Genomic DNA, 15,144 nt, shown 5'->3' with positions numbered 1-15,144 from the left:
GGGTGGAACGTCTCAGGCCGCGGGTCCGGCGACGGGGCGCCGCCGGGTTCCGCGCTGGGCGGCCTCGCGGTCGGGCCGGCCCGCGCCGCGCCGGCCCCGGTAGCCCGGGGACGACGAGGAGGCCGACGACGCCGACGACGAGGCCCCGGCGCGCCGGGGGCGCTTCGCGGCCGGCGGCGCGGCGATGACGACCGGCACGCCGGACGGCGCCTGGGCGCCGGTGATGCGGTTCAGCTCGGACTCGCCCGAACGCACCGGGGTGACCTGGGGGGAGATGCCGGCCGTGGCCATCAGCCGGGTCATGCCGCGCCGCTGGGCGGGGGTCACCAGGGTGACGACGCTGCCGGACTCGCCCGCCCGGGCGGTGCGTCCGCCGCGGTGCAGGTAGTCCTTGTGGTCGCTGGGCGGGTCGACGTTGACGACGAGGTCGAGGTTGTCGACGTGGATGCCTCGCGCGGCGACGTTGGTCGCCACCAGCACCGTGACGTGCCCGGTCTTGAACTGGGCGAGCGTGCGGGTGCGCTGCGGCTGGGACTTGCCGCCGTGCAGGGCCGCCGCGCGCACGCCGCTGTTCAGCAGGTGCGTGGTCAGCCGGTCCACCGCGTGCTTGGTGTCCAGGAACATGATCACCCGGCCGTCGCGGGCCGCGATCTCGGTGGTGGTGCGGTGCTTGTCCGCGTCGTGCACGTGGAGCACGTGGTGCTCCATCGTGGTGACCGCGCCGGCCGACGGGTCGACGGAGTGCACCACCGGGTCGCTGAGGTAGCGGCGGACGAGCAGGTCGACGTTGCGGTCCAGGGTGGCGGAGAACAGCATCCGCTGACCCTCGGGGCGCACCTGGTCGAGCAGCGCGGTGACCTGGGGCATGAAGCCCATGTCGGCCATCTGGTCGGCCTCGTCGAGGACGGTGACGGCGACGTCGTCGAGGACGCAGTCGCCGCGGTCGATGAGGTCCTTGAGCCGTCCGGGCGTCGCGACGACGATCTCGGAGCCGTTGCGCAGCGCGCTCGCCTGGCGGCCGATCGGCATGCCGCCGACGACGGTGGCCAGCCGCAGCCGCACGGAGCGGGCGTACGGGGTCAGCGCGTCGGTGACCTGCTGGGCGAGTTCGCGGGTGGGCACGAGGACGAGCGCGAGCGGCCGACGGGGCTCGGCGCGCAGCCCCTCCGTGCGGGCCAGCACCGCGAGGCCGAAGGCGAGGGTCTTTCCCGAGCCGGTGCGGCCGCGGCCGAGCACGTCGCGGCCGGCCAGCGAGTTGGGCAGGGTCGCCGCCTGGATCGGGAACGGCACGCTCACGCCCTGCTGGCCGAGCGCGGCCAGCAGCGGGGCCGGCAGGCCGAGGTCGGCGAACGCCTCGACGGCGGGCAGCGGCGGGGTGACCGTCTTCGGCAGCGCGAATTCGCCCTGCGGGGCGGACGGCCGACGGCCGGGACCGGAGGAGCGACGGGAGCCGCCGAAACGGCTGCCGGCCGAGCTTCCGAAACGGTCGTAAGTGCGAGTTTTCTGCGCACGGTTCATGAAGAAACCTTCCTTGATACGGGCGCGTGCCAAGGAATTCCGCAGCGAGTTGAACAGCGCAGAAAATCGCGGGAACGAGCCGAAAAACGGGGGCCGGAGTACCGGCGGACGGGGAGGGAAAACACCCGGAAATGCAACAGCCGGGGCCCGCACCCCAAGGTGCGGGCCCCAGCTGCAGAAGTATGCGTCAGCGCCTGTGTCAGGCGGGGACGATGTTCTCGGCCGTCGGGCCCTTCTGGCCCTGCGCGATGTCGAACGACACCTTCTGGCCTTCCTGGAGCTCGCGGAAGCCCTGGGCGGCGATGTTCGAGTAGTGGGCGAAGACGTCGGCGCCGCCGCCGTCCTGCTCGATGAAGCCGAAGCCCTTTTCCGCGTTGAACCACTTCACGGTGCCGGTTGCCATAACTGTCTCCTTCGGGACGGTGCTCGGAGTTCGCACTGCGCGTACTCCGGTCGCCGTGATGATCAACCCGTCGGAAAACCTCAAGGCAACCACAACTGCAACTGGTCTCGACACTAGCACGGCGTCATTACGGCCGGGCCAAAAATAATTCCGACCGAGTTCCGCCTCAGGGAATAACCGTCGCGCGCCACGACTATTTCTCCTGCCGCGGACGTAGATATTCCGCCGCCGTGGGTGCGGTGTCCTCGGCGGCCGCCGCCGTTGCGGAGCCGTGACCTGCCCCGATGCCGTATCGGCCCCCGATGCCGCGGGCCGCGGCCAGGGCGTTCCGGAGCGGCGCCGCGACCGCCGCCGAGACGAAGGACACATCACCTCGTCGGCCCGGTCCGCGCGGACGGATCCGCAGGCCAGGGCGTGGAACCTCGGACATCAGTTCGGCGTCAAGCAAGTCGGACAGACTGGCGTTCGGACGACTCGGGGTGGGCACGCGGTGGACAGGCGGATCAAGACGGCGGCGGCCTGTCTCCTTCTCATGGCGGGACTGGCCACCGGCTGCACGGCCGAATCCTCGGCGGCCTCCGACTCCGGCTCCGCCGCACCGGGCAACTCCGCCTCGCCCACCCGGGCCGCGCGGGGCGAGGCGGGCGCGGCGGCGCGGGACGCCGTCCGGACCGCGTACCGCAAGTGGGGGCTCAAGCCGCTCGCCGCGCCGCCCGCCCCTCCCAAGGTCAAACCGGTGGGGCGCAAGGCCGCCGACGGCGGGGTCCCGGTGGTCAGCGAGATACCCACCAAGCAGAAGATCGTCTTCCTCACGTTCGACGACGGCGCGGAGAAAGACCCCCGGTTCGTCACGATGATGCGCGAGCTGAAGATCCCCTTCACGATGTTCCTGACCGACGCCGCCATCAGCGCCGACTACGGCTACTTCGAACCGCTGCGCAAACTCGGCGCCGGCGTGCAGAACCACACGCTCACGCATCCGAACCTGCGCACGCTGGGCGAGGCCGCCCAGAAGCGGGAGATCTGCGGCCAGCAGGACAAGCTCAAGGAGCACTACGGCTCCACGCCCCGGCTGTTCCGTCCGCCGTACGGCAACTACAACGAGGACACCCGGGCGGCCGCCGCGTCCTGCGGCATCGAGGGCATCGTCCTGTGGCGCGAGTCCATGCAGATCACGAACATGCAGTACCAGCGCGGCGACAAGAAGCTCCACCCGGGCGACGTCATCCTGGCCCACTTCCGCGGACCGTCCGAGCTGAAGGGCACCACGATGACGGAGATGACCGCCAACCTCCTGCGCCACATCCAGGAACAGGGCTACACGGTCGCCCGCCTGGAGGACTACCTGTAGCCGGCCGCGGGCCACCGGGTGATCGACCGCCCGGCCCACCGATCACCGGCTGCCGGCTGCCGGCTATCGGTCACCGGCCACCGGGCTGACGATCGTGGCCTCGCGGGACGCGGTGTCGCCGGCGTGCCGGTAGAGGGGGCGCAGGCGCTCCCAGTGGGCGCTGAGGTGCCGCTCGGCCTCGCGCAGCGCACCGTGCGCGGAACGGCTCTTCGGCGCGTGCGGTTCCCCGGCCGCGTCGCGGTGACGGCCCTGCCGGGAGCGAGGGGTGGCCCCCCAGCGCAACAGCAGCACGAAGGCGACGAGAGCCGCCGCCGCGAGGGCGAGAGGGGGATGAGCGCTCACGGGTTCCCTTCCTGGCGTGCGGGCCGCCGGGTCGGCGACCGGCACCCCGGTACCCCGGAAGCCCCTGACCTACCGTGCGCCCAACGACCGTCACCGGAACGTGTCCCGCCCGCCGCGGGCCGTGGGCCGGGACCGGCGTCACGACCCCAGACGGCGCCGGTCCTCCTCGTCCCACTTGCGGGTGTCGCGCGGCTGGACGTAGGGCTCGTCGTCGGCCGGGTGACCGCCCTCGACCGCCCGCTGGCGCACCATCTCCGCGTCGAACTCCAGGCCCAGCAGGATCGCCAGGTTCGTGATCCACAGCCACACCAGGAACACGATCACCCCGGCCAGGGTTCCGTACGTCTTGTTGTACGAGGCGAAGTTCGCCACGTACAGCGCGAACCCGGCGGAGGCGGCCATCCAGATCAGCAGGGCGAGGAAGCTGCCCGGCGTGATCCAGCGGAAGCCGCGCACCCGGGCGTTCGGGGTCGCCCAGTACAGCAGCGCGATCATGGCGGTGACCAGCACCACCAGCACCGGCCACTTGGCGATCGACCAGGCCGTCACGCCCGCGTCGCCGACCCCCAGCGCCGTGCCCGCCTGACGGGCGAGGCCACCGGTGAAGACGACGATCACCGCGCTGATCACGGCCATCACCATCAGGGCCACGGTCACGCCGACCCGCACCGGCAGCACCTTCCAGACCGGACGGCCCTCGGGGACGTCGTAGACCGCGTTGGCGCTTCGGATGAACGCCGCGACGTATCCGGAGGCCGACCACACCGCCAGCAGCAGGCCGACGATCGCCATGACCGAGCCGATCCCGCCCTTGCCCTGCATCTGCTGCACCGCGCTGCGCAGGACGTCCTGAGCCGGGCCGGGGGCCAGCTTCTGGATGTTGTCCAGGACCGTCTGCGTGGCCGAGTGCCCGACGACGCCCAGCAGTGAGACCAGCGCCAGCAGCGCGGGGAACAGCGCCAGGATCGAGTAGTAGGTCAGGGCGGCGGCCCGGTCGCTCAGCTCGTCCTTCTTGAACTCCTTCAGCGTGCCCTTGAGCACCGCCGACCACGAGCGCCGGGGCAGGTCGGCCGGACTGTCCGGGGCACGCCGCTCCACCTCCTCGTCCGGCCCGGCGGTGACGACGTCCGCGTCTTCGCCCCGGCCCCGGCCGCCCTCGACGCCGCCGTCTCCGCCGTCGTCCGGGCTGCCGTAGTGGTCCTGGTTTCCGTGACCGGGCCCTTCGGCGGCCCGGTCACGCACCGTCTCGTCCTCGCGCGCGGCGGCCTCGCGCTCCTCGTGGCGTCCGTGCCACCCGCGCCGCTTCAGTGTCCGTGTCATGCCGACCGGGTATCCGGCTCGGCCCGGCGCATGCCCACATTTCAGGCATAAAGAAGTTTTCGGTCACGGGAGAAAGCGGATCATGGCGAAAACCGGAACCCGTTCGTCCGCCAGGGTCTTCGGTCCGGCCGGCGCGGGTACCCGGCGTCGTGCGAAACGACCGTGAACACGACGACACGGCAAGCCGGCCACCACGGTGACCGCGACCGGCTGCCGGCGACCGGCGAACCAGGAGGTGCACATGAGCACGGTGAAGGATGCGGTGGACGTCGAGGTGCCCGTCCACACGGCCTACAACCAGTGGACGCAGTTCGAGGAGTTCCCGAACTTCATGGAGGGCGTCGAGGAGGTGCGTCAGCTCGACGAGCGGCACAACCACTGGACCACCAAGATCGGCGGGGTGCGGCGCGAGTTCGACACCGAGATCGTCGACCAGCTGCCCGACGACCGCATCACCTGGCGGGTCGTCGGCGGCGAGACCCGACAGCGCGGCTCGGTCCGGTTCGAGCGGCTGGACGACACCCACACGCGGGTGGAACTCGTGATGGACGTCGAGCCCTCCGGCATGGCCGAGAAGGGCGCGGACATGCTCGGCATGATCGACCGCCGGGTCAAGGGAGACCTGCACCGCTTCAAGGACTACGTCGAGGGCCGCGGCGGCGAGAGCGGCGCCTGGCGCGGACGCATCCGTCCGGAGAACCCCGGCTCCACCCTCTGATCCGACCGAGGCTCTGAAAGGGGCGGCGGCGCATGCAGACCTTCCTGCCCTATCCCGACTTCAGAGCCTCGGCGCTCGTCCTGGACCGGCGCCGGCTGGGCAAGCAGCGGGTCGAGGCGCTCCAGGTCCTGCGCGGCCTGGTCCGGCCCGGCTACGGGTGGCGCAGGCACCCGGCCGTGCGCATGTGGGCGGGGTACGAGGAGGCGCTGGTGCGGTACGGGCTGGAGATCTGCCGGACGTGGTGCGACCTGGGCCACCAGGACACCTGCGCGGCCACGCTGGTCGCGGACTTCACGGCGTCCCGCCCCCTTCCGCCGGCCGCGACCCCGGAAGCCCCGGCCCGCGACCAGGCCCGGCTCGCGGCCGCCGGGGAACTCCCGCCGTGGCTCGGCGAGGACGCCTTCCACCGCAGTCACCGCTCGGCGCTGGTGCGCAAGGACCCGGACGTCTACACCCCGCTCTTCCCGGACGTACCCGACGACCTGCCCTACGTCTGGCCCGCCTCGGACCGCGCCGACGCCCACGACGGCGACGGCTCGCCGCCCAGCGCTCCGCGCTAGCCGGCCCCTCCCCCTTCACGCGTCCCGTCCCGGTCCGCTCCCGGCCGCCGGCCCACCCCCCAAACCCTCGGCCCGCATCGCCCCCTGCCCCGCCGCCGGGCCCGCCCGCCTCGCCGTGCCCCTTTCGCGGTGATCCGCTCCCTCGGTGATCCAGAAGACGGTAAGAACCGCGCGCCACCCGGCCCCCGCCTACAACCTTCCGCCGGGACGGGCCGTCCAAGTCGCGCCCGGCGGCGGACCCCGCGCCGGGACCCGTTCCTCGTCCCGGTCCGTCACGGCGGCCGGTCCGTTCCCCAGGGGGATGCCATGAGTCCTGTCTCCGTCGTGCGTGCGCTGCGCCGCGCGGCCTGTGCCGCAGCCGTGGGGGCGCTCGCCGCCGCCGGTCCGGGCGGCGGGGTCGCCTTCGCCGACGACGAGCCGCAGAGCGACCAGCTGGGGATAGAGGCGCCGTACGAGCAGCCGGTGACCGTCGCCCCGGCCGACGGCGGCACGGCGCAGTACCGCTCCCTGGCGCTCGGTCTGACGCACTACAACGACTTCTACACCGTGACCGGCGGGCGGCTGACCGTCGACGTCTCCGGGCTCGCCGGGATCGCCGAGGTGGCCTGGCCCGACAACTGCGCCCCGGACGACTCCGGCGCCGTCGCCGTCTGCGACACCGGGACGGTGCCGGTCCGCTACGACGCCCAGGTGCACCTGAGGCTGCGGGCCGCGGCGGGCGCAGCCGTGGGAGCGCAGGGCGCGATCGAGTACTCGGCCGAGGCGGCGGGCGGCCCCGACGGGACGCTGTCGGCTCCGCAGGGCTCCGCCGAGACCTTCGTCACCGTCGGCTCCGGTCCCGACCTCGGCGCCACCGCCCCGAAGGACGTCACCGGCGCCGCGCCCGGCACCCGCCTCACCGTGCCGTTCACCGTCACCAACGCCGGCAACGAGACCGCGCACGGCTTCAGCGTGAAGATGTGGGCGACGTACGGCCTCGGCGTCGTCACCCGCTACCCGCAGTGCGCCTACACCGGACCGGACGGGACCGACACCCAGTACCCGGGCATGACCTACGCGACCTGCACCTTCGACACCGACGTCGCGCCCGGCGCCACCGTGTCGCTGCCCGGGCCGCTGCGGCTCGCGGTCACCCGGCACGCGCTGCACGACCGGTTCGACTACGAGGTCGAGCCCGTCGGCGACGTCACCGACCTCGACTCCTCGGACAACGGCCGCGCCCTGCACGTCGACGCCGTCAACACCGCCGACTTCGCCGTGCGCGGCGACCGGGCGAGAGGCGCGGCCGGCGACACCGTCACCGCCGGGTTCCGCTTCGTCAACCACGGTCCGGCCTGGGTCGCCAACATCGCCTCCGGGGACCCCGTCGCCGTGCTCGACTACCACCTCCCACCGGGCACCACCGCCACGTCCGTGCCCGAGACCTGCCACAGCGCCTGGACCTCCGGCGACGACCCGGCCGTCGGCCACTACGCCTGCACCCTGCCGACCTGGGCCAAGCCGCACCTGAAGGCCGACTTCCCGTTCCGGCTGCGCATCGACCGGGTCGTGCCCGGCGCGACGGGTCACGTCACCGTCCACACCCACACCGACGTGCCCGGCGACTTCGATCCGCAGAGCGCGAACGACTCGGCCGACGTCGTCGTCAACCCGACCGCCTGAGCACGTCCGGCCCTCCCTTGCCCCCAGGTCGATGACCTGGGGGTTTCTTCTATGCTGTGCATTTCGGCGAAAGCCGCGCAGTGCTCCGATAGCATGTTCGATCTCGCGACGAACGCCCCTTGCCCGCCCTTCACGGACAAAGCCGCCCTTCGGCGGGAGAACGACCCAGCCCGCCGGAACTCACCACTGGTCAGAGACTTGATACCGATGCCACCGCGGACGTCCGCGCGAATAAAGAGCAGCAGTGCGACCCCCGACGGGCGTCGGCCACGGGTGACGGTGACGGCCGCGGCGGGCGTCGTGGTCCTCGGATTCCTCGTCGCGCTCGAACTCCTCGCACGTCATCTGGGACTGCCGGGCCCGCTCACCGCGCAGGTGCGGGAAGTGGTGTTCCCGCCCAAGTCGGGCGGCCTGCTGTACGCGAGCATGGCGCTGATGCTGGTGGTCCTGCCCTGGCGGCAGCGGTTCGTGGCGCTCGGCGCGGCCCTCGGCATCGACCTCGTCTTCTTCGCCGTCCGGTGGGCGGCCGGCATACAGGTGACCGAGGGCCACCCGTTCGGCAACGGGGCTTTGCTGGTGACGCTCGGCTGCGCGGTGCTCGCCGTCACCCGCCGCACCGGGCGCGAGCGCGTCCTGCTGCTGAAGGGCGTCGGACTGGCCCTGTTGCTGATGGCCGGCCGCAAGACCGGGGACACCTGGCTGCTCATCACCTCGAAGACCCGGCCGATGGTGCTCGACCAGTACGTGGCGACCGCCGACCACGCCCTGGGCAACCCGTCCTGGCTGATGGGCCGGATCGTCACGGCCACCGGTTCGGTCGGCTTCAACTTCCTCGACTTCGTCTACGGCCAGCTGCCGGTCGCCGCGGTCGTCGTCGCGCTCTACCAGCTGCGCAACGTGGCGGCCGAACGCCGCTTCCCGAAGCACTATCTGGTGCGCACCTTCCTGGCGATCGGCGTCGTCGGGCCGGCCTTCTACATGATCTTCCCGGTGGTGGGGCCGCTCTTCGCGTACGGCAACGGCACCGAGCACTGGGTGGACGTCAGCCTGTGGACGCAGTCGCACCCCAGCGTGCAGTGGGCGGTGGCCGACCTGTGGCCGAAGACGCTCTCACCGGTCGGCGCCCCGCATTCCATGCCCTTCGACGGCGTCACCCCCCGCAACTGCATGCCCAGCCTGCACACGGCATGGGCCGTCGCGATCTTCATCCACACCCGCAAGGGACCGAGGGCGCTGCGGTACGCGGGGGCGTTCTGGCTGGTCGCGACCCTCGCGGCGACCCTCGGCTTCGGCTACCACTACGGCGCCGACCTGATCGCCGGCGTCGTCTTCACGCTCACGATCGAGGGCGCCCTGCGCGCGTACGACCGCGGCTGGGACCGCTCGGGCGTGCTGCTGGTCGCCCACGGCGCGGCCGTCTTCACCGCGCTCCTGGTGTCGTACCGCTTCCTGCCCCTTCAGATGGCCCGGCACCCGTGGTTCTACGGCCCCCTGCTGGTCCTGGCCATGGTCTCGGTCGTCTACGCCTACGTACGGACCACGGCGGCCTGGGAGCCGACCTCCACCGTGCCCCGCCAACGGGAGCCGCTGCCCGAACCGGCGTGACCCCCGCCCGCGGGCCGCGGGGACCCCGCCCCCTGCACGGGAGCGGCCCCGGGCCCGCGCCGGTCACGGGGTGCTCGGGCCTGCGCTGCGGGCCTGCCGGAAGTCCACGTACGCCAGCGCGGCGATCAGCACCGGCACGACGGTCCACAGCAGGGCGAGACGCAGCCGTCCCGCCGTCAGCCCGGCGACCAGGACCACGACGACGGCACTGCCGACGCAGCCGAAGAACTGACGGTAGGAACGGAACCCGCCCGTCATCGACGGGACGGGTTCGTCCTCCTCGGCGAACGCGGCCCGCACGGGGTGCCGGTCCCCGTCACGGCGGGCCTGCCGCCAGGCGAGGAACCAGCGCACGGCCGCGTAGAGGGCGAAGGTTCCCAGGAAGATCCACCACCCGGAGGCGTCGGTCGGCAGAGCATGCGCGAGTGTCATGAGCACCGCGTGCCCGCACCTCGAGGGAACAGACGGTTCCGGTACCGCCCGGCGATATCCCGGCGCCGCTACCAGGAGAGGGCGTCGGCCGCGTTGTCCTGCCAGTAGGTGACGGTCGCCGCGCTGTTGAAGAACACGCCGCCGTTCGGCAGGCCGAGCGTCTTCTCCGCGCCGGTCGCGCGGCCGTTCCGGTCGGTGAAGAAGACGCCCAGGGTCTTCTCCTTCGCGCCGCCCTCGCCGTCGGGGGAGTACGTCAGGATGCCCGCGTAGGCGGACTCGCCGGGCTCGAGCGTCACCACGGCCTGCGGCGTGGTCTCGTCGGCCCACGCCATCACTGCCTGCGCGTCGGCGCCGGCCCTCAGGTCGGGGGCGCTGAAGGCGTAGCAGGGCTTCGTGCCCGTGTTGGTGGCCTTGAGCAGCAGGTGGTTGATCGGGCGGGACACCTCGGTGACGGTCAGCTTGGTGTTGGCCGTGGTGCAGGTGACCGCCGAAGCGGCCTTGTTCGTCGCGGCGGCGGCGGTCTGCCCGGCGGCCTGGACGCCGATCAGCGCCAGAGCGGCGGCGGCGACGACCATGGACGAGGCCGACGGGCGGGAGACGGGGCGACGAGTGGCGTTACGCATGGAGGAACTGCTTTCTGAGATCGGCGGCGTGCGGCTGGGCGCGCCGGAACTGCGGTCAGGGGAAAGGCCATTGGACGGGGCCGGGCACCGTGTCCGGTGCGGCGCCGTGCTTGGATGGCTCAAGCCTGCGCCATGCGGCGTCCCGTCCGCCGTTCCGCGGGGAAGTTCGGGACGCCGGGATGCGCGAACGGGCACTCACCTGGGAAGACGTGAACCTCCTGGGATGTCGGACGAAATGGGGGACCGGTGGCGGCGGGCGAAGAGATCGCTGATTTCGCGGCGCTGATGCGCGAGTTGAAACAGCGGTCCGGGCTGAGTTACGAAGCTCTGGCGAAACGCGCGCACATGAGCACCTCGACGCTGCACCGGTACTGCAAGGGGACCGGGGTGCCGGGCGACAACGCGGCCGTGGCCCGCTTCGCCCGCGTGTGCCGGGCGACTCCCGAGGAGGTGGGCGAACTGCACCGGCGCTGGATCCTCGCCGACGCGGCACGCGAACGCGCCCGCCGCGCCGCGACGACCGCCCGCCCGGACACCACGCACCCCGACCCGGCACCGCCCGCAGACCCCCCGACAGCCCCGCCCACCCCGAGCGGCTCCACAACGCCGAGCGGCCCGACGACGCCGAGCGGCCCGACGACGCCGAACGGCTCCACAACGCCGAGCGGCCCGACGACCCCGAGCGGCTCGACGACGCCGAGCGGGCCCACGACGTCGAACGACCCCGGTGACCCGCCCACCCCCACGCCCGAGCCGTCCCCGCAGCCGGCGACCCCCGCGACCCCTCTCCCCGCTCACCTCCCCGCCCGTCCCACGCCCGGGCTGCTCCGGCACATTCGCGGACGATGGGCGCTGATCGCGGCGGGCACGGCCCTCGCCCTGGCCGTGACCACCGCGCTCACCCTCGACCTGCGGGACCGGGAGACGGGAGACCGCGCGGGCGACGCCGGACGCCCCGCAAAGGTGGCCTCCACCGTCCCGGAAGCCTCCTCCCCGCCCACCACCTCGCCCTCGTCCTCCCCCTCGGCGCCGTCGAGCCCCTCCCCGTCCCCCGGAACGGCCGACGCCGCGCCCTCGGGCCGCGCCCCGCACGGCGACATCGCGGCTCCGCTGACGGTGAGCACCCGCACCTACGCCTGGGACGACCCGCAGTGCGAGGCGAGGTACCTGATCGACCGGCCGCCCGGCCAGGTCTCGCCGCCGGTGATGGGCCAGGACGTGCCCGGCTGGGTGAAGTCGCAGGGCGCCGTCGCCGCCGACGGGCAGCGGGTCGCCCTGACCGTCCAGGGCACCGGCGACGAAACCGTCGTCATCGAGTCCCTGCACGTCCGCGTGGTCGACTCGGCCGCGCCCCCGGCGTGGAACGCGTACGAGGGCTCCTCGGGCTGCGGCGGAGGCGTGGAGACGAGGTCGTTCGCCACGGACCTCGACGACGCCCACCCCGCCGTCGTGCCGCGGGCCGGCCAGCGCGGCGTCCCCTACAAGGTCAGCCGGACCGATCCCGAGGTGCTGTACCTCACCGCCCACGTCAGCGCCCACGACGTGCGGTGGTACGTGGAGCTCCAGTGGTCCAGCGGCGGCCGCCAGGGCACCCTCCGCATCGACGACCACGGAAAGCCCTTCCGCACCAGCGGCAGCCGGGGCCGCCCCCTCCACGAGTACCTGCTCGGCGGCACCGAGTGGCTGAGGGTGGAGGGCGACACGGGCTGAGCCCGGCGCACGGCGGCCGCCCGGGTCAATACGCCTGGCCCGCGCGCTCGGCGGTCCAGGTGATGTGCGGCGGCTCGACCCGTGCGCACAGGGGTCCGCCCCGCGCGTCGGTCAGGCCCAGGCGTCCGACCAGCAGCCCCTCGCGCGCGGCGGCGGCGAGCACGTCGTCGGGGACGACGTCGAGCATGAGCTTGGCGCGGCGGAACATCGAGAAGACGCCCGACGCGTCCACCGTGCCCCACGACAGGTAGACGAACCGCCGCCCCAGCCGGTCCTGCACATAGGGCCCCCTGACCTCCGTGCCGTCCGCCGACGTGCTCGCGGTGCACTCCAGGGTCCAGGTCGCGGACGGCGCGTCGCCGGGCTGCGGGTCGAGGAGTTCGGCCGGACGGTCCCGCCGCTGGACGGCGACATGGACGTTGTCGCGGGCGGGCACCTCGCCGTCGGCGGATCCGGGAAGGGTGAGACCGGGCAGATCGACGGCGTCGATGCGAATACGCATACCCACCATCATCCCGCCCCCGCGGCCACCCCCGTCGCCCGGTCCCTCTCGCCGTCGCCGGGTTCCTGTCACTGAGACGGCGACCGACGTCGGCGGACCGGACACGGCCCGGCAGGCGGCCGTAACGCTTCACCGATGAGTTCCGCCGCCCGCCCCGGTCTACCGGGCGTACGTCACCGATACGCCGACTGGAGACCCGCCATGACGAACCCCGAGCACCCCGGCCGCATGCTGTTCCTGAACCTTCCCGTCGCGGACCTCGGCCGCAGCAAGGCGTTCTTCGCGGACCTCGGGTTCGCTTTCAACCCGAAATTCGCGGACGAGTCCTCCGCCTGCATGCTGGTCGGCGAGCACGCCTTCGTGATGCTGCTCAGCCGCGAGAAGTTCGCGGAGTTCGCCAAGCTGCCGCTGGCCGATCCCACCACGCACACGCTGGCGCTGTACTGCTTCAGCGTGGCGTCCCGCGAGGAGGTCGACAAGGTCGCCGCCGCCGCGCTCGCGGCCGGGGGCACCGAGGTGGACGGCGCGGAGGACCACGGCTTCATGTACGCGCGCAGCTTCTACGACCTCGACGGCCACGGCTGGCAGGTCATGTGGATGGACCCGGCGGCGGTGGAGCAGGGCCCCGAGACGTTCGCGGCCTCCGCGCAGGACGCCGGCGCCTCCGCCTGAGCGCGCGCGGCGGCCGACCCCGCTCGGCCCCGTCCCGCCCGGCCGCCGCGCCGTGGCTTCGCCCGCCGCGCGCTCGCCGTCCAGGCTGCCGGCGGCGTCGGAGTTCCTTGCGGGGCGGGTGCGGCGGGCGGGGCGGGTCCAGCGTCACCGGCGGACTGCTCCTGCTCGTCTCTCCTCCCGGCCACGGCGAGACGACCCTCGTGGAGTACGTCGCCGACCGCCTCGGCCCGGTGCTGGTCAGGATCAGCTGCCCGGCGCCGGGCCACCGGACGACCTCGCTCGACCCGTCCGGGGCCCCGGACGCCACGGCCCGCGAGGAGGTCGAGAGGATCGACTTCGCGCCTGACGGGATGTCTTGCGTCGGCGGCCGCCCGGGGGTTGCGGCCGCCGGAGACGGCGCCGGCTGGAGGGGCGGCGGCCGGCGCACCTACGGCCTGCCGTACGCCGCCACCATGATGTTCTGCGCCACCTCGTTCATGTCCTGCCCCTTGGCGTTCGTCGAGTTGACGCTGTACACGAGGGTGCGGGAGCCGTCGCGGGTGGAGGCGATGGCCGCGTTGTAACCCCAGCGGCCGCCCGTCTTGCCCCACACCTCGCGGCCGCCCAGCTTCTTCATCGACAGGCCCACGGAGTACGCGGCCGGGGCGCCGCTCTTGAGGTCCGCCACCTTGGGCAGCGTGAACATCTCCTCCAGCAGGGGACCGCGCACGACCCGCCCCCCGAACAGGGCCCGGGTGAACCGCTCCAGGTCAGCCGTCGTCGAGATGATGTCACCGGCCGCCCAGCCGTCCGTGGTGCCCCACACGGACACGTCCCGCAAACCGGTCGTCCCGTCGTCCAGCGTCATCGTCTGGTAGCCGTGGTTGTGGGGGCCGACGATGCGCGGGTCCGTCCCGGGGACGTACGTGTCGCGCAGGCCGAGCGGCTTCAGGATCCGGCGGGCGACCTGGTGCTCGTACGAGTCACCGGTGACGCGCTCGACGATCAGTCCGGCGACGACGTAGCCGATGTTGAGGTAGTGCTGCCGCTCGCCCGGCGCGAACTCACGCTTCTTCGACACCGCCGAGCGGACCATGTCCTCGGGCTCGTGGCGCTGGAAGCGGTTCGCGTACCACTCCTCGACCGTTGTGCCGGGGAAGTCCGGCGCCGGGATGCCGTGGGTGTGGTTCAGCAGCTGCCGGACCGTCACGCCTCCGTACGACGCGGGGATCAGCTCCGGCAGGTACGAGCGGGCGGTGCGGTCGAGGGCCACCCTGCCCTCGCGGGCCAGTTGCAGGACGACCGCCGCCGTGAAGACCTTGGTCACGGAACCGGCGCGGAAACGGGCGGCCGGATCGGCCGGGCGGCCGCTCTCCAGGTCGTGCACGCCCGAACTGCCCCGCCACACGCCCTCGCGGCCCCCGACCCGCACCAGCGCGGCCGTCGCGTCCGCCGACGGCAGACAGGCGAGGGCCGCCTCCAGCGCCGGCTCGGCGTGCGCGCCCCGCCAGGACGGCGCGGGACACGCGGGGGAGGCCGCCGTCGACCCGCCGGTCGCGGCGGCCGGCAGGACCGCCGGCCCCGCCGCGACACCCGCCGCGGCGCCGAGGACGAGCGCGGTGGACATCAGCGCGCGGGTCGTGTTCCTCATCTTCATGATCAACTCCACAGGATCGGCCGTCGTTCCCGATGGCTTCATCCTGCTGACCGGCGGCTCCTGGCGGATCACCCGCACAGGCGGTCCTGC

15 protein-coding genes are annotated in these 15,144 nt (G+C 73.0%); 7 read left to right on the top strand and 8 right to left on the bottom strand.

The features are described 5' to 3' along the window. Positions 1-12: 12 nt before the first annotated feature. On the bottom strand, positions 13-1,518 hold the full coding sequence (locus ACGFSH_RS12290; RefSeq protein WP_393347527.1) for a DEAD/DEAH box helicase: 1,506 nt from the start codon (positions 1,516-1,518) through the stop codon (positions 13-15). Positions 1,519-1,717: 199 nt separating this feature from the next. Then, on the bottom strand, positions 1,718-1,921 hold the full coding sequence (locus ACGFSH_RS12285; RefSeq protein ID WP_030224351.1) for a cold-shock protein: 204 nt from the start codon (positions 1,919-1,921) through the stop codon (positions 1,718-1,720). Between the two features lie 532 nt (positions 1,922-2,453). Between ACGFSH_RS12285 and ACGFSH_RS12280 the strand changes: the two genes are divergently transcribed. Next, positions 2,454-3,272, top strand: a complete 819-nt coding sequence (locus ACGFSH_RS12280; protein ID WP_393348110.1) for a polysaccharide deacetylase family protein — start codon at positions 2,454-2,456, stop codon at positions 3,270-3,272. Positions 3,273-3,335: 63 nt separating this feature from the next. Here the strand turns inward: ACGFSH_RS12280 and ACGFSH_RS12275 are convergent, their stop codons facing one another. After that, positions 3,336-3,614, bottom strand: a complete 279-nt coding sequence (locus tag ACGFSH_RS12275) for a hypothetical protein (RefSeq protein ID WP_393347526.1) — start codon at positions 3,612-3,614, stop codon at positions 3,336-3,338. 138 nt (positions 3,615-3,752) lie between these two features. Beyond that, entirely contained in the window at positions 3,753-4,934 is a 1,182-nt protein-coding gene (locus ACGFSH_RS12270; RefSeq protein ID WP_393347524.1) for a YihY/virulence factor BrkB family protein, read from the bottom strand. 241 nt (positions 4,935-5,175) lie between these two features. Here ACGFSH_RS12270 and ACGFSH_RS12265 point away from each other — a divergent pair, with 241 nt between their 5' ends. From ACGFSH_RS12265 to ACGFSH_RS12250, 4 genes are all read left to right on the top strand, one after another. Continuing rightward, complete coding sequence (locus tag ACGFSH_RS12265; RefSeq protein WP_393347522.1) at positions 5,176-5,652, top strand: SRPBCC family protein; 477 nt, start codon at positions 5,176-5,178, stop codon at positions 5,650-5,652. A gap of 32 nt (positions 5,653-5,684) precedes the next feature. After that, positions 5,685-6,212 carry an MSMEG_6728 family protein gene (locus ACGFSH_RS12260; protein ID WP_393347520.1) on the top strand — a complete coding sequence of 176 codons (528 nt, stop codon included), beginning with the start codon at positions 5,685-5,687 and terminating at the stop codon, positions 6,210-6,212. A 306-nt stretch (positions 6,213-6,518) separates the two neighbouring features. Then, complete coding sequence (locus tag ACGFSH_RS12255) at positions 6,519-7,874, top strand: hypothetical protein (RefSeq protein WP_393347519.1); 1,356 nt, start codon at positions 6,519-6,521, stop codon at positions 7,872-7,874. 207 nt (positions 7,875-8,081) lie between these two features. After that, a complete protein-coding gene (locus tag ACGFSH_RS12250; protein ID WP_393347517.1) occupies positions 8,082-9,479 on the top strand; it encodes a phosphatase PAP2 family protein in 1,398 nt (465 codons plus the stop codon). Between the two features lie 63 nt (positions 9,480-9,542). On the opposite strand, the gene ACGFSH_RS12245 is transcribed toward ACGFSH_RS12250, so the two are convergent. After that, complete coding sequence (locus tag ACGFSH_RS12245; RefSeq protein WP_393347515.1) at positions 9,543-9,911, bottom strand: hypothetical protein; 369 nt, start codon at positions 9,909-9,911, stop codon at positions 9,543-9,545. Between the two features lie 68 nt (positions 9,912-9,979). Next, positions 9,980-10,534 carry a DUF4232 domain-containing protein gene (locus ACGFSH_RS12240; RefSeq protein WP_393347513.1) on the bottom strand — a complete coding sequence of 185 codons (555 nt, stop codon included), beginning with the start codon at positions 10,532-10,534 and terminating at the stop codon, positions 9,980-9,982. Positions 10,535-10,780: 246 nt separating this feature from the next. Between ACGFSH_RS12240 and ACGFSH_RS12235 the strand changes: the two genes are divergently transcribed. After that, the gene (locus tag ACGFSH_RS12235) at positions 10,781-12,244 is read left to right on the top strand and encodes a helix-turn-helix domain-containing protein (protein WP_393347511.1); all 1,464 of its coding nucleotides are present in this window, start codon (positions 10,781-10,783) and stop codon (positions 12,242-12,244) included. Positions 12,245-12,269: 25 nt separating this feature from the next. On the opposite strand, the gene ACGFSH_RS12230 is transcribed toward ACGFSH_RS12235, so the two are convergent. Then, the gene (locus ACGFSH_RS12230) at positions 12,270-12,746 is read right to left on the bottom strand and encodes a DUF5990 family protein (protein WP_393347509.1); all 477 of its coding nucleotides are present in this window, start codon (positions 12,744-12,746) and stop codon (positions 12,270-12,272) included. Positions 12,747-12,947: 201 nt separating this feature from the next. On the opposite strand from ACGFSH_RS12230, the gene ACGFSH_RS12225 reads away from it, so the two are divergent. Continuing rightward, entirely contained in the window at positions 12,948-13,418 is a 471-nt protein-coding gene (locus ACGFSH_RS12225; RefSeq protein WP_393347506.1) for a VOC family protein, read from the top strand. Positions 13,419-13,845: 427 nt separating this feature from the next. Here the strand turns inward: ACGFSH_RS12225 and ACGFSH_RS12220 are convergent, their stop codons facing one another. After that, complete coding sequence (locus ACGFSH_RS12220) at positions 13,846-15,048, bottom strand: serine hydrolase domain-containing protein (protein WP_393348108.1); 1,203 nt, start codon at positions 15,046-15,048, stop codon at positions 13,846-13,848. Positions 15,049-15,144: the final 96 nt, after the last annotated feature.

This window comes from Streptomyces sp. NPDC048481, assembly GCF_043200075.1.
GTDB lineage: Bacteria > Actinomycetota > Actinomycetes > Streptomycetales > Streptomycetaceae > Streptomyces.
The sequence above is the reverse complement of the archived record's forward strand: the minus strand, read 5'-3'. Positions and strand labels throughout refer to the sequence as shown.